The sequence below is a fragment of the Paenibacillus kribbensis genome (assembly GCF_002240415.1).
Lineage (GTDB): Bacteria > Bacillota > Bacilli > Paenibacillales > Paenibacillaceae > Paenibacillus > Paenibacillus kribbensis.
Window position 1 is genome coordinate 2,697,271 of record NZ_CP020028.1, and the last position, 18,536, is coordinate 2,715,806.

Here is an 18,536-nt window from a genome sequence, read left to right on the forward strand (position 1 = left end):
AGTTCTCTCCTTCAATGAAAGGAAGAGAACTCTTTTTTCAAGAAATTCAATTCTTTTGAATATAAATGGGCATGTTGGCTGTGATATGCTGCTTTTTAAATTTAGAAAGCAGCAGGAATGATATTACCATCGTGATCACTTCTGTGCAAGGAAAGGTAAGCCATGTCCAGAACAAGCCTTTGTGAGAAAACAGCCACGCAAGCGGAACTAACAATATGACCTGTCGGAGTATGGTCACAGAGATGCTCCTAAAGCCACGACTGGTTGCCTGAAAGAAGGTCGGTGTGATCAGTGTAAAAGCTGCCGGGATAAAGCTTGCACCAATAATACGAAAAGCTGGAACCCCAATTTCAATAATATCCGGATTGCTCGTGAAGATGCGCAGTAATTGTTCCGGCAGGAAACAGAATATTGCTGTACCGAGGCTCATCAAAAGAACGCCTATGCCATTGGCATATTTCAATGTATCCCACATTCTTTTAGGCTTTCCTGCCCCATAATTAAAGCTAATGATTGGTAATATCGCCTGATCCAGCCCCATCAGCGGAACAAAGAAAAAGGTTTGGATTTTATAATAAATCCCCAAGACCGTTACCGCGTTTTCCGTGAAACTTGCGAGTATCAAATTCAACCCTACAATATATATTGTAAAAAGCGACTGCATGATCATAGATGGAGCACCAGCGGAATAAATGTTACTCATGATACGAAGATTGGCTTTTCTGTTTCTGAATTTTATTTTTCCTTTTTTGTTGGCGGCAAATATGGTGATGAACATGGCGGTAATTTGTCCGGTAACCGTCGCAATCGCAGCGCCCTCAACACCAAAGGAGGGGATGAAGCCCCACCCGAAAATAAAAATAGGATCTAAAACACAGTTGATGACAGCGCCGGTTACCTGTGCGATCATCGGGGTTACCATATTGCCTGAAGCCTGTAAGACTTTGGTGCAATGACTTTCTATGAAAATCCCGAAGGAAAATAAAAGAATCACTTTCCCGAAAGAAAGACCGTAAACGAGAACATCTGGTGTCGAAGTTGACATTTCAAAATAGGGTCGAAGCAGCAGCAGGCCAGCCAACATGAATAGAATCCAATTTACAACAGCGAGCAGCAAGCCATTGAAGGCGGTATTTTGTGCGGATTGCTTGTCGTTCGCTCCTAAAAAGCGGGAAATAAGTGCGTTTGTACCTACGCCGGAACCGGTTGCCAAAGCAATCATCAGCAGCTGGATCGGAAATATGAGGGAGAGTGCCGTCAGGCCATGTTCAGAATAACGGGACACAAACCAGCTATCTACAATGTTATAAAGTGACTGAATTAACAAAGCCAACATAACTGGCGGCGCCAGCTTTAGAACCGGTTCATCAGCCAGTGAAACTTCTTTTCGCATAAAAAATATCCTCCTTTGCATAGAGGATATTGTAAAAGTTGGAGCGACTCCAATGTCAAGAAAAAAAGAATCTGATCATTTTTTTAGCAGCATTTTTATTTCACAAGGATACTGCATGTAGGCATAAAGCTGTAATCCAATTTCATCTGCTATGATAAAATCAGCTTTATAATCATGCTCATTAATCCAGTTAACAAGCGGCGAAAAGTCAGCCGTATCCTTCGATACGTCTGTGATAAAACAGGCATATTTGCCGCCCGGAATGGTCAAAATGTCCTTTTCCTCAACATATTGATATTGCCCGGAGCCCACTTCAATATATCCGCCAGTCTTATGGAATTGATTATTGAAAATATCTTCGGTGTTTAGGAAATAGCCGTAATTCCGTTTTATAGATTCAGTATGGAGTACCTCGTTCCGGTAGGCTTGATGGAGCTGCAGTTGATAAGCGGACTCGTTTTTTCGATTGATCCCTATCACTTTGCGTTCCGGTAATGTTTTTACGCAAATATTTTGTGCTTGACGGGCTTTTGCAATTTGACTATTTTGAGACTCATACCACGAGATATCATCTGCGATACGCATATAGTAATTGCTGAGCCGGATTGCATCGGCACGGTGCTCCAGAAGCAATTCAACAATCTTATTATTGTCATGCAGGTCGAGTACGGACTTGATCTTTTCTAAAGAGATACCCAATTTACGGCAACAGAGTATAATGTCAATACGCCAAAACTGATTGAATGTGTAATAGCGGTAATTATTTTTGGGGTCAACGTAGCCTGGTTTTAAAAGGCCGCTTTTATCATAAAATCTCAGGGTGTCTTTAGAAATGCCTGTGATTTGGCTTACTTCGCCCACGGTATATTTTTTTCATTCATGGTTTGCACATCCTATTTTACTCATGATTGGAGCACTCAAGTTTCATCCAGAGTCAACAAAATTTTAATATTTTATCATTTCATATTTTTATAACTGACACTTATTAGTAATTAAGAATAACACAAAGTTGCCTACTTGGCTGTGGCGTCTTACCAAGAAGGCATTCACTCTTCGCATGAATCGTGCAGCTTCGTGGTAGAAAAATACACCTTTCCGCTGTCCATTAAGCCCATCTATTGCAGCATATCCGGGAATTCGGTACAATTTACTCATACTAGATAAGAGTAAACTGGAAGGGGAGAGCAAAGGTTGAGGAAGGAATATTGTACGCCGACTCAGCACCCAAAGTGGTTTGGACTGGCTGTTCAAGCGCTTGTTATATTGTCACAGGAGGACGTGAGCACAGCTTGTCCAAGTATTGAACTCGCCAGAGATCTTCAGTCGGAGCCTTCCCTGCTGCGCCGAATACTTTCCGTTCTCGCCAAGGAAGGGTTTATCGGGACCCGAGAAGGCCGTGACGGCGGGTACCGCCTTGGGAAACCAGCAGAGTCCATTCGACTGGTTGATGTGTATGATGTATTTCGTGCAGACAGCAGGCTTTCCTTTGGTATTACCGAGACAGTCGGCACGCATCCGCTTGGTAAATGTATGAAATCTGCGCTTGAGGATATCACCCAAGAAATGGATGACAGTATGCGCGGAGTATTAAGCAAATACACAATTGCTGATCTCGCCAAACAACTGGAAGCAAAGCTTTAGATGAATCTGGAAAAAGACAGTTGACAGCGGCTTGCTTAGATTTTATACTGTGCAATATAAACAACAGTTTAGAGCGAGCCGCGAATGGTCTGTACGCTGAAGCAATTTGGTAATCTTACTACCGATTTCATCTACAAACATCTGCTTCGCATTCCAGCATTGAGCTTTAAATTGGATCGTTTAGCCTGAATTTAACTGTGCTGAATCATTAACAGTATTTATCCAAGGGAGGATTTATCATGTCAACTACTGGTCAGAGTTCCGCTTTATTCGCCGATGTCATCCACGAGCGCCGCTCTGTGCGTCATTACGACAAGTCGGTTCGCTTATCTCACGAGGAAATTAAGGATCTGCTGAAGGAAGCGACGCTTGCGCCTTCCTCCAGTAACTCTCAGTCTTGGCGTTTCTTAGTTATTGAGACAGAGGAACTGAAAGCGAAGCTGCAACCGATTGCCTACAATCAATCTCAGGTTACTGAGGCTGCAGCGGTGATCGCTGTGCTTGGTGATACGGAAGGATATAAGAGGCTCGATGAAGTTTTCGGTGAATCCGTAAAACGCGGCTATATGGAGGAAGATACCGCTAAAGCGTTCGTGGAAAGATCGATTAATGCCTATACTTCGATGCCAGAAGAAAGCCTACACAAAGTCATCCATATCGACGGTGGTATTGTATCCCAGCAGCTCATGCTGGTTGCGCGTGCTCACGGTTACGATACCGTCCCGATGGGCGGCTATGATACGGCTGAGTTTAAGCAAGCGTTCGGTATCAGCGAGCGGTACATTCCGATCATGCTGATTGCACTTGGCAAAGCGGCACAGCCGGGCCATCAGACAACTCGATTGCCTATAGACGACATTACATTCTTCAACGAAATGCCCGCTAACTAATCCTAACACCCTTGCATCACATAAAGGAGACAAAGAAGCAGGAGTTACAGGTTGGAGTGTTATTGTGACACGAATCTATATGCTTAGGGAGCCGCATTATGCGGCTTTTTTCTTTTTGACCCTATAATCCGATAAGACGGAGGAATTGCTGTGTACAATAAAGTTGCGGTTTGGCCCCCATACGGGCAGAGGCTACTTTGGAACTGTAAAAGAGGGGCAGGTATCACCCTGAGTTATAACAAAAATCCAACGAATTTAGTTTTATGAATAAACAGAGCCGAGAAATGACAACTTAACGAAGTGGTATACATCACAATTTCCAAAGGAGGATATCTGTTATGGCTCACCAGAAGAGAAGGAAAGAAGCTGCCTGGAAGTCACAAAAGCAAGAACAGCATCCCCATGGTAAAATTAAATCGCTTAAGGAATTGTCGAGCGAATAGAATTGAGGAGTATACTACTTGGAAGAGAAAGACTGTCGACGAAATTTACGGCAGTCTTCTTTGTTGTAACATATGATTAGCTGCCCAACGGGCCAGAGCAAACTCGGGGTGCTGGGTATGTGATCGCCGCCAGAAACATGATTATAATCTTCCTCAAGAATGTCACCGTTTGCGGCAACGAGAAGAGAACCAAAGGGTTCGTCCCCATTTTCAAGGGCAACTTGGGTAAGGTCAACACAACGTTGCAAGTACTTCAAATCCAGATCAGTAATCCTACTCCATTTAGCCCTTTTCACAAAGGGGTGCCGCATTCATTGATATGCTCTGTTAACGAAGTCAGTGTGTATTGTCAAAAAGTCGTGCTCTTCTGTATATTCAAAGATTGCTGCTCCGAATCCCCACGCCGGATGTTGCTACCAACAATCCCTCCTAATATAATTAGGACTCCAATCCACTGAGGTAAACCTACATGTTCTCCTAGCACCAGAGAGGACATTAAAATCGCCATCGGCAGTTCAGAAGCTGTCAGAATGGTACCCATTCCTGATCCAACTTGAGGCATTCCAATGGAGTACAAGAGAGGTGGAAGAACAACTCCAAATACACCAAGAAGCAATCCATAAGGACTCAAACCTGTTAATACATCAAAGTTAAACAAAAATGTTGGCGGAAATACGACAAAAACGGTTATGACAGCTCCGGTAGAAAGAAGAGCGCTTTTTAATATAGGTGGAGTACCTTTTTCAACAGAGCCACTCAGAAAAATGAACATTGCAAAGGATAACGCGGCTAAAAATCCCCAAATGGCTCCTTGCCAAGAAAGAGTTACATTTTCCTGAAACATGACATTTGCGGCTAACATGGAACCAATCAGAGGTATCCCGATGGATATAAGTTTCTTCTTCGTCAGCCTTCTTTTCTGGAATACCCACTCATATAATGCCCCAATCCAAACAAATTGGAATAATAGAACAATGGCCAGAGAAGCATTTAAGGTTTGTAGGGATTGACAATAAAATAAACCTGTCAAACCGGACGGAATTCCCGATAGTATTAGCTTTGAAGTTTGTTTATAAGTTAATTTTTTCCTTTTCGTAAATAAAACCACAATCCAACTCAGTACTGTACCAAAGAAATATTGCGCACCCGTTACCTCTGCTACTGTAAAACCTGCCGAGTACGCCAACTTAACAAATGTCGACAATATCCCGTAACAGCAACCTCCTAAGAAAACAATGAATGCATAATGCCACAGTTTCATAATAATCCTCCTTTGTGAATGTAAAAAAAGCCACACAAATGTCCACTAAGGCATTTGTGTGGCGAAAATAGAGATGACTCTCTAGAAAAATCCACATCCAAAACAAGTTTTAGTATTCCGTTTCGCTATCAGTATAGAAGCAAACTTTGGCCATTGTCAATAACTTGATACCAAAAAGAAAATTCAATTTGCGTTTTCAATTAAAAGATGAAAGCGTTGCCAAAATCGAGAGTTGAAAAATCTCTGGAGTTATTACGGTCATGCAAAGTGGGGGGCAGGTTTACTTGGAATTGAATAGTAGCGTATTTGCTATTTGGGCTGATGACGGTCTGCTTTAAGGATGAAGGGATTTGCCCGATTTGCTCCTTGAGCACTTCTTTATCATTGGATACTGAGCCACTTAACTGCGATATGATTGATAGTAAACTGATTGACTTGATAGGGGTAGTGACAGCATCGCTGAAACCACCCGCAAACATGTGTGAAAATATGTAATTTGAACAAAAGAAACCTAAACGGGTGCCATCTCTCTTGGACAACACATCGGTCAACGCAACTTCAGGCAAATGCCCGGAATTACTTGGATTATTGGGGAATAATTCGAATGTATAAGTGAAAACAATTTAAAAATTAGTACCAACGTCTTGTTAGGACATTTGTTTAGTGTAGACGTAGTATTCTTTCCATCATTAAAATCATCATACAGAAAAGAAATTAGAAAAGCTGTTGATTAGGTATTTAAATCAACGGCTCTTTTTGGTGCATAGCGTGCTTTCTTTGCAGGGTTGATTCCCCATGCCGTTGCGAATTCCATTTTTATTCCCGGTTAGTCTTTGAGCTTAACTTAATGACATTGATCTAATCCCTCGCGCTTTCGATTCGTCTTAGTTTCTCAGTATCCCGAGCTGGAGATGAACCAAAGAAGCGGGAGTACTCTCGATTAAACTGTGAGGGACTCTGATAGCCAACTTGATATGCGGCACTGGCTACTGCATAGCCCTCAAATGCAATGAGGTTTCTAGCTTCCAAAAGCCTCAACTGCTTTTGAAATTGAATCGGACTTAAACCCGTTGCACGTTTAAACTGACGGTGAAAGGTATTTATAGCCATACCAGATTTTGATGCCATCTCACCGATGTCTATTGGCCTCATAAAATTATCGCGAAACCATTTTACAATTTGAGAAATCTTAGAGAAATCACTTTCCCGCAGACCCAGTTGCCTCAGATACCATCCTTGTGGTCCCATCAGAACGCGATAAAGGATTTCGCGTTCATAAGCCGGTGCAAGAGCTGGAATATCTCTTGATGTATTCGTTAATCGCAATAAGCGCAGCCATGCCTCCATAAATTCAATATCTATTTCACAAGCTGCGAACTGCTCAGAAGAAGTTGGTATTAGATTTTCAGGCAGATCTCTTAATAAACTCTGAAGAACATTCTGATTCAACGCAAGACCAAGGGACATGTAAGGACGGCCATCACGGTCTGGATGTACACTCGCCGTTGCGGGAACATGTACCGGCAGCACATAATACGAGGGCCCCTCCAGGGTAGTGCTGCGCTCCCCGATTGAAAGAATCTTTGTTCCTTGAACCGTAAAACCGATCATCGGCTCGTAGAGCGCTGCGAGCTGATGTGCGGGAATATCTCCCTTAATCATGCTCAGCCCCGGTACTCCGGTTTCAATCGGTCGAGTACCTGCACTTTTCATTAAATCAATAATTTCATCTAAAACTTTATTCATGCACTTATTTTACCACATGACTCCTTATCCCTCAACACAACTCAGAAATGCACCGGCATTTTTAGGCTCTTCTTATAATAAAGAGAAGGGATACTCCTGGTTTATCGAAATCATACATGGTGGTTTTAGGCAATTAATAGGCATTATTAAATCTATATTATTTCAGCAGAAACCACTAAAATAAAATCCAGATCGAACACAAGAAAGGAAGGATCTTATGAAAATTGCAATCGTAACAGGTGGAAGCAATGGCATTGGGAAAGCGACGGCTCTTGAGCTTGGCAAGCGCGGAATTAGCGTCATTCTCACATACAATTCCAATAAGGACCGGGCAGAAGCTGTCGTTAAGGAAGTTGAGAAGAATAAAGGAGTTCGGGCTGTAGCACTGAAGTTGGATCTGACGCAAATATCAACATTCGAAGGTTTCGTTCTAGAAGTAAAAAAGAGCCTCAAAGAAATTTGGGACAGAACGACTTTCGATTACTTAGTTAATAATGGCGGTGTTGGCGGACCCATGATGTTCCATGAGATGAGCGAAGAGTACTTCGACAAAATTCTTAATACGAACTTTAAAGGACCGGTTTTTTTAACACAACACCTCGTCCAATTCATGGATGATGCTGGAGCCATCGTAAATACCACGAGTTCATCCAAGAACCAATCGTTTCCAGGATACTCCGCCTACGGCTCGTTAAAAGCAGCATTCTCAACCTGGACTCGCTATATCGCCAAAGAACTTGCACCTCGCAAAATTCGGGTCAACGCCGTTTCTCCCGGTCCTACGCACAGCAATTTCGGCGATGGAGTATTCGATAAACATCCCGAATTCATCAAGCCGCTGGCTGAGCAATCTGTATTTGGCAGAATCGGCCAACCAGAAGATCTTGCGAAGGTCATTGTGAACGTATTGTCCGATGATTTCGGCTGGGTTACAGCCCAAGACATTGAAGTGTCTGGCGGACATTTGCTTTAAGAATGTGAGGACGGTAAGAGAGCCGAATCTTGAAGAAACGACGGATACTAAACATTGATAGACATTTAACCAGTTCCCACACATTTTAAAATCAGGAAGAAAGAAGATTATATTTCAATCTAAAATGACCAAAGAAAAAGACGTGAGAGCTTTGTAAGCTCTCGCGTTTTAATATTTCATCAATGTTTATTTTAACTCGATACCTTCTGTTTAGCTTTCTAAAACTAATTTTAAAATTTTGGGGGATCGCAACAGAACTACAACTTCTGTATGCACTGTCCGGAAAGCCAATAAAGTACTTGGAGCAGCTGGTTTTTTTATGAGAAAAATGGAAGTGAGAAAAACAACGACAAATAATAAGGCACATGATTGTGACACAATCCATATAGATTCATAGTCTATAAGGGCTTTAGTCGAGTTACTGACATATGTATAAAATACGAGTTTTGTGAATATGATAAGCAGCAGTAGAATTTAAATTTAAATGAAATTTCCTTCTCAGGGGGTAAACTTGTTGTCACAATTTAATGACGTTAAACAAATGTTCGAACTATCTATCTTTATCCATATTATTGACTGCAGTTCTCATTTCTTCATCAGATAAATGTGTATAGATCATAGTAGTTTGTATTGAAGAATGCCCTAATTGGTTCTTTAACTTAGGTACATTATTGTTCTCCAGGTGATAACGAGTTGCGAATGAATGCCTTAACGAATGTACTGTCAACGCAGGTTTGCCAAATGCTTTCGCATATTTCTCAACAAGTTTTTCAATTGACCTAGGTGTTAAACGTCTGCTTCTTCCTTTTCGACCAATTGGTGCTGCGATAAACAGATAATTTTCTGACTTTTCTGGTATATATCTAATAGCTCTGATTTTCAAATAATCCTTCAGATCCAATAGAGCTTGCTGACTAAAATATACGTACTGTTCTTTATTTCCCTTGCGAATCACGCGTACCAGAGCTTTATTTATATCAATATCATCGAGATTAATACCTGCTACTTCTGACAAGCGAAGTCCAGATCCAAGTATCAGGGATACTATGGCTGTATCTCGTTCACGATTAAACTCATGGAAATGGATTAATCTTTTATTTGTTCTATTGACCTCACCGAAATCATGGGCCACAAACTGACGAAATTTCTCAAAATCGTCTTCCCGAAGTATTTTTCCTTCTATTCGATTAGCAACTGGTCTTGAGTCTCCTTACTGGTATTAAACTCAATCTTAGCCATCACAGTCAATGCCCAGCAAATTCATGATAGCATTTACATAACTGTGGCTGTACTCGACATCTTTAAACTTCCCGTGGGAGAGAACCGTGCCTGAAGCCTGAATGTGCATCACTTTTTTGCCTTGCTGAGTCCCTGTCAAACCGGACAACCCCCGCAGCCCATTATCGGATCGCTTAATGGTTTTTCCTATAACCGTAACCGCGTCAATGTACGCTTTCAGAACCGACGGGAAAGAATAATTCCATACCGGATTGACAATGACGATTTTATCCGTGGCCATGAATTGATCCACAATCTCGCGTATCCGCACCGCTTTGACCTTCGACTCCTCGCTCAGTTCATCGAAAGAAGGACCGCTTGGCGATTGCCCCCAGCGTCTTAGAAGATCGGCGTCGATTTGCGGAAGATCCATGCGGTACAGATCCAAATGAATGACTTCATCTCCTAGGTTGGTCTCCTGGTTACGTACAATACAATTGCCATGATAAATCCACTCCTTTGTTATGATTTAAATAATTCAGGATTCAATGCTTGAATGTCGCCGGCGAATTCACTCCGCTCTTTGCGACCCGAATCGTCTGCTACAAATTTCATAACGATCGTCTTCAATGCCATCGATAGCTATTTCGTCAGAGATAGCCTTGGGCGTCTTTATGGGCGAAATTCGCTCGAATTTGTAGACCCCTGAATAGACGCAGGCCGCATGACGGTATCCCCGTCTTTGTAATAATCGCTTACTTTGCTTTATACCTATCCCACTCACTACCTAATTGGGAAATACTTTTTGGGCATCTTCCTCGTATCGGATACAAGTACCTATATATGGAAACCCGAACGCTTCCGTCCACTCTGCATCCTCAGCTATACATTGAATGCTTGGGCGGTGTTTATAAAACTTCGAGTTAAATTAGACATTGTTCATCTTTTTTTTTGGTTTAAAATCAGCCTGTGCTACATTCTGTGCACCTCCTCTCACGAATTCCGGGATTTGTCGTTGTAATGATAACATTTACAACAACTTCAAAAAATGATGTCCCCTCTTCCAATTGATATGCTTTGCAAGCTTGGAAACTAACTCATACACCTAGCCAAGCTCGCTTCCATTGCATTTTAGGTTCGTCTAAAGTTCAGCTCCAGAACGGCTTGAATATTTACGCCGACCAAACACTCGGGATTCGGCTGTTCATGGATATGGAAGAGCTTCCTCCTTCATGACTTCCACTGCCCGATAAACATTCAGCAGTCGAGCCCTATAAGCAAAAAAGTGTCCCCTATACTGGCTCGTACGCCCGCCAATCCCGCTTTCTTTAGCTGCACGAGTATTTTCCGAATATTAACCGGATTCGTACCGACGATATCGGTGAACCATTCCGAGGTGCAGTGCACATTCTTGGCGGCAGCTAGCAAGGAATTAATGTGAACCGCCATTGAAAATCTGCTGCTTATTTTCATAATTTAGTCGGTTCCATTGATGGTCTCTAATTCGTTTCGTCTTATTATATAAAAAGTTTACCATATTCCCGCCGTGTTGGGTGTCTCACATCTAGGTTTCTAGCGAATATGCAAGAATTTGGTCTTTCGTTAGACTCTTTCCTTTGTTCCAAATATCACGCATTTCCTGTTCATTTAAAACATGTTGAAGATCAAGAAGCGCTACATTATGCTCCACGGGAAAATTCGGAATGGCTGCACCTCCGAAGCTTTCGCGACATTTCTCAGCAGCACTTAGAAGGATGGTCGCTTCTGGATAAGCCTTCTTTGCCCAAAACGCTATAGCCAGTCCTTCTATTCCACGAGAGAGAATCCATGTCCCTTTGTAGATTTGGCTAATCGTAATACTTTTTTTGAAGTATTCAATGGATTGATCGATCTGCCCAAGTTTCAAGGCAGCATAACCGAGGCTTTCGTACGGACCGGATACTTCCCATTTATCCTGAACCAATTCGAAGAAGTACACACTCTCTTTTAGAAGTATAGATGCGTCATGAAACTCTTTTTGTTCCAGCTTTAGCTTTCCGTAAGCATGCAACGAAGCCGCCAAATTCCACATGTCCTTCGTTTTCCTCGCTATATCAACGCTCTCCTGAACCAGAGGTTCGGCTTCTTCCGAATGTAGCTGGTTGATGTAAAGAAATGCCATGAGACGAAGAGAAGAGGCTAATAGTGCAGCATCATTTAGATCACGGGCGAGATCAACGCTGCGTGCAGCTGAGACCATGGCATCTTTAACGTTTCCTTGGACGAATTGAATGACGCCCCGCCCATGCAATGCTTTGGCAAAATCTCCACCAGGCAGTTCTTCATGAACAGTACTTTCCAAAAAACGATTAAGCCAAAACAAGCCCTCCTTTAACCCGCCTTCATGAAGCCAGAACCAGTAAAGGTTCGAAACCATATGAAGCCCAATCGGGTTGGCATGCGCGTTTTCATAAGACCATTGCATGACTGAGCGCAGGTTTGCATATTCCCGTCTCACTTCGTCAAGGCAGGCATTACGCTCGCGAGTCCTGAACTTGGCTTCCGCGCGATTCAAAATTTGGCTGTAATATTGAGCATGACGTTCAAGAAGAACATGTCTGTTACGGTCGTCAGTTTCCTCCCGCATCTTCTCGTCAGCATATTCCTTAATGGTTTCCAGCATGAAATAACGGATGTAGTGGTAGTCATCACTGATTTCGATTGAGACGAGTGACTTGTTGGCCAGTCCAGATAACAGATCAAGCATATCTTCCCGGACAAGTTTATCATCAACGATGGACGATATGGGTTCGCAACTACAGATCTGCTCCACTGCCTCCAACGTAAACCCTCCTGAAAATACACTGAGCCTCCTCAGGAGCAGTCGCTCTTTGCCGGTTAATAGATCGTAGCTCCAATCGATTGTAGATTTCAGCGTTTTTTGACGCGGCACAGCATTTCGTTTTCCCGCAGTCAATAATGTCAGCAGACTCGCCAGACGCTCTTCCATCTGTTCCAGTGTCAACATGCTCATTCTGGAAGCCGCAAGCTCAATGGCTAACGGAATTCCTTCTAATTTTCTGCAAATGACACCGACAAGCTTCAAGTTTGGCAGCGTGAGCTGAAACTCAGGGGCCGCCAAACGTGCACGTTCCAAAAACAGTTGCACGGCTTCAAATTCCTTAATTTCTTCTTCGGAGAGTTCGCCCAGCGAATACTCCTCCCCTGGAAAGGATAACGGGGGGAGCCGATAGACGTATTCCCCAGAGATGTTCAAGGATTCCCGGCTCGTGACCAGGATGCTTAGTGCTGACGCAGCCATCAGGAGTGATTCGGCTAAAGCCGCGCATGCATCAATGACGTGTTCGCAATTGTCGAAAATAAACATTATTCTCTTGTTAGACACAACATCCAATATGGTTTGGAGATCCGTTCGATTCACTTGATTTTGCAGTCCCATAGTGGATAAAAGAAACTGGCCCAAAAAATGATGGTCCTTCACGGCGCCGAATTCAAACATCCAAATACCGTCCGGATACGTTTCTGCAAGCGTTGAAGCGACTCGAACGGCAAGAGACGTTTTTCCTATTCCCCCGGGACCTACGATTGAAACAAGGGAATGAATCTTCAGCCGTTCTCTCAGGTCGGCCATGGGTTGGCTTCTTCCTACAAAGCGAGAAAGAAGCTTTGGTAACGGACTTTTGCTTGCATCTGAAACGGCTTGCGTGGCAACCCGACCTTCCTGCGCGGAACCTTCAAACAAAGCTACGGTTTCAAACCAAGTGACATCAAAATCCGGAAACTCCCGTTTTGTTGCAGAACGTGCTTCTGAGAAACGTTTTACTGCAAGCCAAAGCTCCTCAGCCTCTTTCTGCTGAGCCCCCTCCAAGAAGAGCCCTTCTTCCAAAAAGACTTGAATCAAACGTTTAAGGCTCCCAATGCTGGGAAGACGATCTCCGCTCTCCCACTGTTGCACAGTTCGTGGATCGACACCAACTTGCCTTGCCAGGTCAACTTGCCGCATTCTTTTGGAAAGGCTATGTCTAGCGGGCCTGGAACGAATTTTTTTAATCCAATCATGGGGCCAATCTTTTGAAGATTTTTCGTCTTTCATCTTATCACCTGGCTTCAATAGTTTGAGCATCTCTGACACGTACAAACACGAACTCATGTACATTTGTGTTCAGGATTTTAACAGATAAAATAAAGCATATCAACAAAAAAAGGAGGTAATCTACATGCCTTTAACGCGTATCGTCACGTTGGAAGGACGTTCGAGCGAGGCTAAAGCCCGTATTAAAGAGGTCGTCTCCCAAACGATCGTGGACAAACTGCACGTGCCTGAAAATGATCGTTTTCTGATTATCGAGGAACACAACCAGGAGAACTTCAGCTTTGATCCAAACTGTCTGGACATTGAAAGAAGCGATGGATTTCTCATCGTTCAAATCATCCTGAATGCCGGCAGATCGTCCGAAGTAAAAAAAGAGTTCTATGCGGCATTAGCTGAACAACTGCATCAACAGTGCAACATTAGAACGGAAGATGTTTTCATCAATTTAATTGAAGTCACGAAAGACAACTGGTCTTATGGCAACGGCATCGCCCCATTTATTGTTTAATTCGTAATTCTTCATAAGAGAGAGGGAATTTTAACTATGTCGACTGTTCTTTATATCACTGCGCATCCCGGTAATCCAGAAGCATCTTACAGCCTTTCCGTTGGCGAGCAATTTGTACAAGCCTATCAAGAAAGCCACCCAGAAGATAAGGTTGTGCACGTAGACCTGTATCAACGAAACATTCCGCATATCGATGCAGATGTATTGGAGGCATGGGGCAAGCTTCAAACGGGAGCACCGTTTGACCAATTGACTTCTGCGCAGCAAGAAAAAGTAACTCAATTGAATCATTTGCTAGAAGAGTTCATCGCTGCGGACAAGTACGTGTTCGTTACACCAATGTGGAACTTCTCTTACCCTCCGGTATTGAAGGCGTACATTGATTCCTTTTGCGTCAGAGCCAAAACGTTTAAATACACGGAGAACGGCCCCGTTGGACTGCTGCATAATAAAAAAGCATTTCACATTCAAGCTAGCGGCGGCATCTATTCGGAAGGTCCTGTTGCGGAACGTGAGAATGGAAGCCGTCATTTGAAGACCGTTTTGAACTTTGTCGGCGTAACAGACTTCGACAGTCTGTTTGTGGAGGGTCTGTCCACGGCGGGAGACCGCGCTCCCCAAATCAAAGCCGATGCAATCGAAAAAGCCCGCAACGCTGCGAAGAATTTCTAAGAGTATTTTCCGATAGTGATTCAAGCATGCTTCATTACTTTCATGCAAATAAAACTCTCATAGGGTTATGAGAGTTTATTTGCATCTTCCATTGAGCATTTAATGAGCATTAAAAATTGACAACTCATTCGGGATGTCCGAGAGGATGAAAAATATGACAAATACACGGGCAGGGGTTACGCTGACTCGCAGAAGACGTGCGACAGTGGCCGTTATTTTGGGCGCCTTGGCGGCGCTCGCTCCCTTTTCCCTGGACATGTATTTGCCCACGCTACCGACATTGGCCAAGGATTTACAGGCTGCACCTTCCATTGCCCAACTCAGCCTGACATCCTGCATGCTGGGGCTCGTTCGGGCAATTGGCAGCGGGGCCCCTGAGCGATATTCATGGTCGCCGAAGGCCGTTGCTTGCGGGGTTGATCCTATACATCATCGTATCCGCGTGGTGTGCTTTAAGTGGATCGATATGGGCATTTATTGCGCTGCGGTTTGTTCAGGGTCTGGCAGGAAGCTTTGGGATCGTGATTTCCCGAGCGATTACGAGGGACCTCTTTTCAGGGCCGGAATTAACCCGGTTTTTCTCGCTTCTAATGCTGGTGAACGGGGCGGGGCCGATCTTTGCACCGATCGCTGGTGGACAGCTTATGCGCATTTCTTCCTGGCAAGGCGTATTCTTTGTGTTAAGTCTGATCGCCGTAGCTTTATTTTTTGCCGTGTTCTATAGCCTGGAAGAAACGTTGCCTGCCGAAGGAAGAGCTAAGGGCGGATTGAAACAAACGCTTTTCACATTCCGTACCCTGAGCAAAGACCGGACGTTCATGGGCTATGCATTATCACAAGGCTTTGTCCTTGCTGCGATGTTTGCGTATATATCAGGTTCAACGTTTGTGATTCAGGATATATTCGGAGCTTCTCCGCAACTGTTTAGTGTAATATTTGCCCTGAATGGGTTGGGTTTGATTGTAGCGGGGCAAATTACGGGTAGACTATCTGGTAAGGTTAGTGAGCATAAGCTATTCGTTAGCGGAATTTCCCTGGCTACGCTTAGTGGTGTGACATTGTTAGTAGTATTATTATGCGGCGGTGGACTATACGCTGTGCTGGTTCCATTATTTATCGTGGTATCCAGTGTCGGGATCGTAACGACAACGGGATTTTCCCTAGCTATGCAAAAGTACGGCATTGCTGCAGGAAGCGCTTCTGCCCTGCTTGGCTTGATTTCGTTCATATTAGGGGGGCTCGCAGCGCCCGTAACCGGTATTGGTGGAGGGCAATCTGCAATTCCCATGGGGCTGGTTATTGCCTTTTCTAATATCGCGGCAGTGGTTTGTTACGTCACGTTAATCCGAATACACCCGGCATCGCCAATTCAACCAAAGGGGGAAGAAAAATGAAAATATCTTATCATGGACATTCGGTTGTAAAAATCGAAACCAACGGCACAACCATTCTTATTGATCCTTTTATTACAGGCAACTCCAACACCGATTTGGAAGCAGTCAATGTGCAGGCTGATGTAATCCTTCTGACCCATGGTCACGGGGATCATGTTGGAGATACTGTGGAAATTGCGAAACGAAATAACGCGCTGGTCATTGCATCGGCCGAGCTAGCGGATATTCTCAGTTGGGAAGGTGTACGAACCCATGCCATGAGCATTGGGGGAGCCTACCAATTCGAATTTGGAAAAGTGAAATTAACCCAAGCTTTTCATAGCTCAAGCCAAGTTAATCCGGAGACCAAAACAATCATCTATACGGGAATGCCTACAGGGATTCTGTTCACGGCAGAGAGCAAAACGATTTACCACGCAGGAGACACAGGTTTGTTCTACGATATGAAGGTGATTGGAGAACTCAACAACATCGATTTGGCATTTCTCCCGATCGGAGACAACCATACTATGGGACCAGAGGATGCTGCACTGGCAACTGAATGGCTTCAAGCGAAACAAGTTGTGCCGATCCATTTCAATACGTTCCCTTCTATTAAACAAGACCCTCACTACTTCGCTTCGCTTCTAAAGGAGGGGGTAGGGAAAGTGTTGAAACCGGGAGAAAGGCTGGAGTTGATTCCTTGAATTCATTCATAAGGATCAACTTATATAAGTATAAGTCGCTATTTTAATAGCTTTTGCATCCCACCCACTAAACAACTTCATGACTTATGGTCGGTCAAACTGAAAGTTAAGTTATTTCTATTTAGTGGGCGCTCTCCCCTGTTGGACAGCGCCCGCTTTTGATTTTTTGGATTTTCTCTGAACAAATGTAAATTCGTTATTGTTGAGCATACTTTGCCATGAAGTTTGTTCATTCAATTATGCATAACGTGAAAATAAGTTTACAGTTTCCAAGGACGATTGTTATGTAAAAGTAAGGCTTCCTTAATGGATGGGCAACATCGCCTTGGAGGAATCAAACGGTATACCGAAGGACAAATTCTGAATTAAACATTCCCTTTATGACGTACGACTACCTGGATAATGATGAAGAAATCAATTTGATTAATACAATAAATACTAAGGCCAAAGGCATAACTTCTTCATTAAGCAAATTTACTGGCTAACCTGATCATACGAAAGAGCCACTCTACACGTGGGTGACTCTTTCGTATTGCTTATTTGAAATCATTAATGAGCAGACGGGGCGGAGACAGATTTCATCAAAGCATTTTGTTTCGCATAAAACGTAAGATTGGTAAGATTGTCCGGATGAGGAACGTATGCCTCTTCCAGTTTCTCGATTTCTTTGTCAGTCAATCGAACGTCCAGTGCCGCTACTGCGTCGGTTAAATGCTGCTCTTTCGTAGCTCCTACGATTGGAGCTGTAACAGCATCTTTTTGCAGCACCCATGCCAAAGCGACCTGAGCACGGGGAATTCCACGCGCTTCCGCTACCTCATTCACCGATTCGATGACTTTTCGATCTGATTCTGCTGTTGCCTGGTATAGAACTTTGCCAAACATATCGTTGTCCGCACGAAAACTTGTTTCATCCCAGTTCCGGGTCAATCTGCCTCTGGCCAACGGACTCCATGGAATCACACCGATTTTTTCCTCTTTGCAAAACGGCAGCTTTTCCCGTTCTTCCTCTCGGTACAATAAGTTCAGATGATTTTGCATACTGACGAACCGGGTCCACCCATGGCGCTCGGCAGTATAAAGCGCTTTTTGAAATTGCCAGGTATACATGTTGGAAGCTCCAATATAACGTGCCTTGCCAGCTTTTACAACGTCATGCAGCGCTTCCATCGTCTCTTCAATGGGCGTATTGTAATCCCAGTTATGGACTTGATAAAGATCAATGTAGTCTGTACCCAGTCGTCTAAGGCTGTGATCAATCTCCGTCATGATGGCCTTTCGGGAGAGACCTACCGCATTTTGTCCTTCTCTCATTCCAGCAAACACTTTGGTTGCGATGACCACTTCATCTCGGTTGGCAAAGTCCTTTAGAGCCCTGCCAACAATTTCTTCGCTGCTGCCTTTCTGATATTCATTTGCCGTATCAAAAAAATTGATACCCAGATCAAGAGCCTTCTTAATCATGGGACGACTTTCTTCTTCATTTAAGGTCCATTGATGTCTTCCACGTTCAGGGTCGCCATAACTCATGCAACCGAGAGCTATACTGGAGACATCTAGGCCAGTATTGCCTAACTTCACATATTCCATTAGTATTTTCTTCTCCCTTTCTATTAAA

General features: G+C 43.6%; 14 protein-coding genes and 4 pseudogenes. 8 read left to right on the plus strand and 10 right to left on the minus strand.

The features are described 5' to 3' along the window. Window positions 1-46 precede the first annotated feature (46 nt). Together B4V02_RS12200 and B4V02_RS12205 are read right to left on the minus strand one after the other, a co-directional pair. Complete coding sequence (locus B4V02_RS12200; RefSeq protein WP_094154973.1) at window positions 47-1,393, minus strand: MATE family efflux transporter; 1,347 nt, start codon at window positions 1,391-1,393, stop codon at window positions 47-49. 75 nt (window positions 1,394-1,468) lie between these two features. Next, entirely contained in the window at window positions 1,469-2,254 is a 786-nt protein-coding gene (locus tag B4V02_RS12205; protein WP_094154974.1) for a MerR family transcriptional regulator, read from the minus strand. A gap of 330 nt (window positions 2,255-2,584) precedes the next feature. Between B4V02_RS12205 and B4V02_RS12210 the strand changes: the two genes are divergently transcribed. The 3 genes from B4V02_RS12210 to B4V02_RS26610 all read left to right on the plus strand — a co-directional run bounded on the left by B4V02_RS12210 (window position 2,585) and on the right by B4V02_RS26610 (window position 4,367). Further along, entirely contained in the window at window positions 2,585-3,034 is a 450-nt protein-coding gene (locus B4V02_RS12210) for an RrF2 family transcriptional regulator (protein WP_007432372.1), read from the plus strand. A gap of 239 nt (window positions 3,035-3,273) precedes the next feature. Next, window positions 3,274-3,924, plus strand: a complete 651-nt coding sequence (locus B4V02_RS12215; protein ID WP_094154975.1) for a nitroreductase family protein — start codon at window positions 3,274-3,276, stop codon at window positions 3,922-3,924. 338 nt (window positions 3,925-4,262) lie between these two features. Continuing rightward, entirely contained in the window at window positions 4,263-4,367 is a 105-nt protein-coding gene (locus tag B4V02_RS26610) for a DUF6254 family protein (protein WP_007432370.1), read from the plus strand. A gap of 54 nt (window positions 4,368-4,421) precedes the next feature. Here B4V02_RS26610 and B4V02_RS26615 read toward each other — a convergent pair. The 3 genes and pseudogenes from B4V02_RS26615 to B4V02_RS12230 form a co-directional block, all read right to left on the minus strand. Continuing rightward, a pseudogene (locus B4V02_RS26615) lies at window positions 4,422-4,678 on the minus strand (tRNA-specific adenosine deaminase); the annotation flags it as partial. Between the two features lie 38 nt (window positions 4,679-4,716). Next, entirely contained in the window at window positions 4,717-5,628 is a 912-nt protein-coding gene (locus tag B4V02_RS12225; RefSeq protein WP_094154976.1) for an EamA family transporter, read from the minus strand. Window positions 5,629-6,486: 858 nt separating this feature from the next. Continuing rightward, the gene (locus tag B4V02_RS12230; protein ID WP_007432368.1) at window positions 6,487-7,374 is read right to left on the minus strand and encodes an AraC family transcriptional regulator; all 888 of its coding nucleotides are present in this window, start codon (window positions 7,372-7,374) and stop codon (window positions 6,487-6,489) included. Between the two features lie 217 nt (window positions 7,375-7,591). Here B4V02_RS12230 and B4V02_RS12235 point away from each other — a divergent pair, with 217 nt between their 5' ends. Further along, window positions 7,592-8,347 carry an SDR family NAD(P)-dependent oxidoreductase gene (locus B4V02_RS12235; RefSeq protein WP_094154977.1) on the plus strand — a complete coding sequence of 252 codons (756 nt, stop codon included), beginning with the start codon at window positions 7,592-7,594 and terminating at the stop codon, window positions 8,345-8,347. Between the two features lie 550 nt (window positions 8,348-8,897). Here B4V02_RS12235 and B4V02_RS12240 read toward each other — a convergent pair. From B4V02_RS12240 to B4V02_RS12255, 4 genes and pseudogenes are all read right to left on the minus strand, one after another. Next, window positions 8,898-9,589: pseudogene (locus B4V02_RS12240) on the minus strand (tyrosine-type recombinase/integrase); the annotation flags it as partial. Beyond that, window positions 9,579-9,998, minus strand: coding sequence for an NAD(P)H-dependent oxidoreductase (locus B4V02_RS12245; protein ID WP_244188544.1), 420 nt, complete (start codon window positions 9,996-9,998; stop codon window positions 9,579-9,581). The gene B4V02_RS12245 and the pseudogene B4V02_RS12240, both read right to left, overlap by 11 nt. 597 nt (window positions 9,999-10,595) lie before the next feature. Beyond that, window positions 10,596-11,038, minus strand: a pseudogene (locus B4V02_RS27275) (Rrf2 family transcriptional regulator). 91 nt (window positions 11,039-11,129) lie between these two features. Beyond that, window positions 11,130-13,658: a helix-turn-helix domain-containing protein gene (locus B4V02_RS12255; RefSeq protein ID WP_094154978.1), complete on the minus strand. Its 2,529-nt coding sequence runs from the start codon at window positions 13,656-13,658 to the stop codon at window positions 11,130-11,132. 124 nt (window positions 13,659-13,782) lie between these two features. Between B4V02_RS12255 and B4V02_RS12260 the strand changes: the two genes are divergently transcribed. The 4 genes and pseudogenes from B4V02_RS12260 (at window position 13,783) to B4V02_RS12275 (ending at window position 16,918) form a co-directional block, all read left to right on the plus strand. Further along, window positions 13,783-14,166 carry a tautomerase family protein gene (locus B4V02_RS12260; RefSeq protein WP_014281654.1) on the plus strand — a complete coding sequence of 128 codons (384 nt, stop codon included), beginning with the start codon at window positions 13,783-13,785 and terminating at the stop codon, window positions 14,164-14,166. Window positions 14,167-14,202: 36 nt separating this feature from the next. Further along, window positions 14,203-14,838: an FMN-dependent NADH-azoreductase gene (locus tag B4V02_RS12265; RefSeq protein ID WP_014281655.1), complete on the plus strand. Its 636-nt coding sequence runs from the start codon at window positions 14,203-14,205 to the stop codon at window positions 14,836-14,838. 145 nt (window positions 14,839-14,983) lie between these two features. Continuing rightward, window positions 14,984-16,232, plus strand: a pseudogene (locus tag B4V02_RS12270) (multidrug effflux MFS transporter). Beyond that, window positions 16,229-16,918: a metal-dependent hydrolase gene (locus tag B4V02_RS12275; RefSeq protein WP_094154979.1), complete on the plus strand. Its 690-nt coding sequence runs from the start codon at window positions 16,229-16,231 to the stop codon at window positions 16,916-16,918. The pseudogene B4V02_RS12270 and the gene B4V02_RS12275 overlap by 4 nt, the downstream one beginning before the upstream one ends. 549 nt (window positions 16,919-17,467) lie before the next feature. On the opposite strand, the gene B4V02_RS12285 is transcribed toward B4V02_RS12275, so the two are convergent. Further along, entirely contained in the window at window positions 17,468-18,508 is a 1,041-nt protein-coding gene (locus B4V02_RS12285) for an aldo/keto reductase (protein ID WP_094154980.1), read from the minus strand. Window positions 18,509-18,536 lie beyond the last annotated feature (28 nt).

Bases quoted from the DNA above. Each gene is read 5' to 3' on its own strand.
- B4V02_RS12265 (WP_014281655.1), top strand. From the start codon at position 14,203: ATGTCGACTGTTCTTTATATCACTGCGCATCCCGGTAATCCAGAAGCA.
- B4V02_RS12230 (WP_007432368.1), bottom strand. From the start codon at position 7,374: ATGAATAAAGTTTTAGATGAAATTATTGATTTAATGAAAAGTGCAGGT.
- B4V02_RS12255 (WP_094154978.1), bottom strand. From the start codon at position 13,658: ATGAAAGACGAAAAATCTTCAAAAGATTGGCCCCATGATTGGATTAAA.
- B4V02_RS12275 (WP_094154979.1), top strand. From the start codon at position 16,229: ATGAAAATATCTTATCATGGACATTCGGTTGTAAAAATCGAAACCAAC.
- B4V02_RS26610 (WP_007432370.1), top strand. From the start codon at position 4,263: ATGGCTCACCAGAAGAGAAGGAAAGAAGCTGCCTGGAAGTCACAAAAG.
- B4V02_RS12200 (WP_094154973.1), bottom strand. From the start codon at position 1,393: ATGCGAAAAGAAGTTTCACTGGCTGATGAACCGGTTCTAAAGCTGGCG.
- B4V02_RS12225 (WP_094154976.1), bottom strand. From the start codon at position 5,628: ATGAAACTGTGGCATTATGCATTCATTGTTTTCTTAGGAGGTTGCTGT.
- B4V02_RS12215 (WP_094154975.1), top strand. From the start codon at position 3,274: ATGTCAACTACTGGTCAGAGTTCCGCTTTATTCGCCGATGTCATCCAC.
- B4V02_RS12245 (WP_244188544.1), bottom strand. From the start codon at position 9,998: ATGGATCTTCCGCAAATCGACGCCGATCTTCTAAGACGCTGGGGGCAA.
- B4V02_RS12235 (WP_094154977.1), top strand. From the start codon at position 7,592: ATGAAAATTGCAATCGTAACAGGTGGAAGCAATGGCATTGGGAAAGCG.
- B4V02_RS12285 (WP_094154980.1), bottom strand. From the start codon at position 18,508: ATGGAATATGTGAAGTTAGGCAATACTGGCCTAGATGTCTCCAGTATA.
- B4V02_RS12260 (WP_014281654.1), top strand. From the start codon at position 13,783: ATGCCTTTAACGCGTATCGTCACGTTGGAAGGACGTTCGAGCGAGGCT.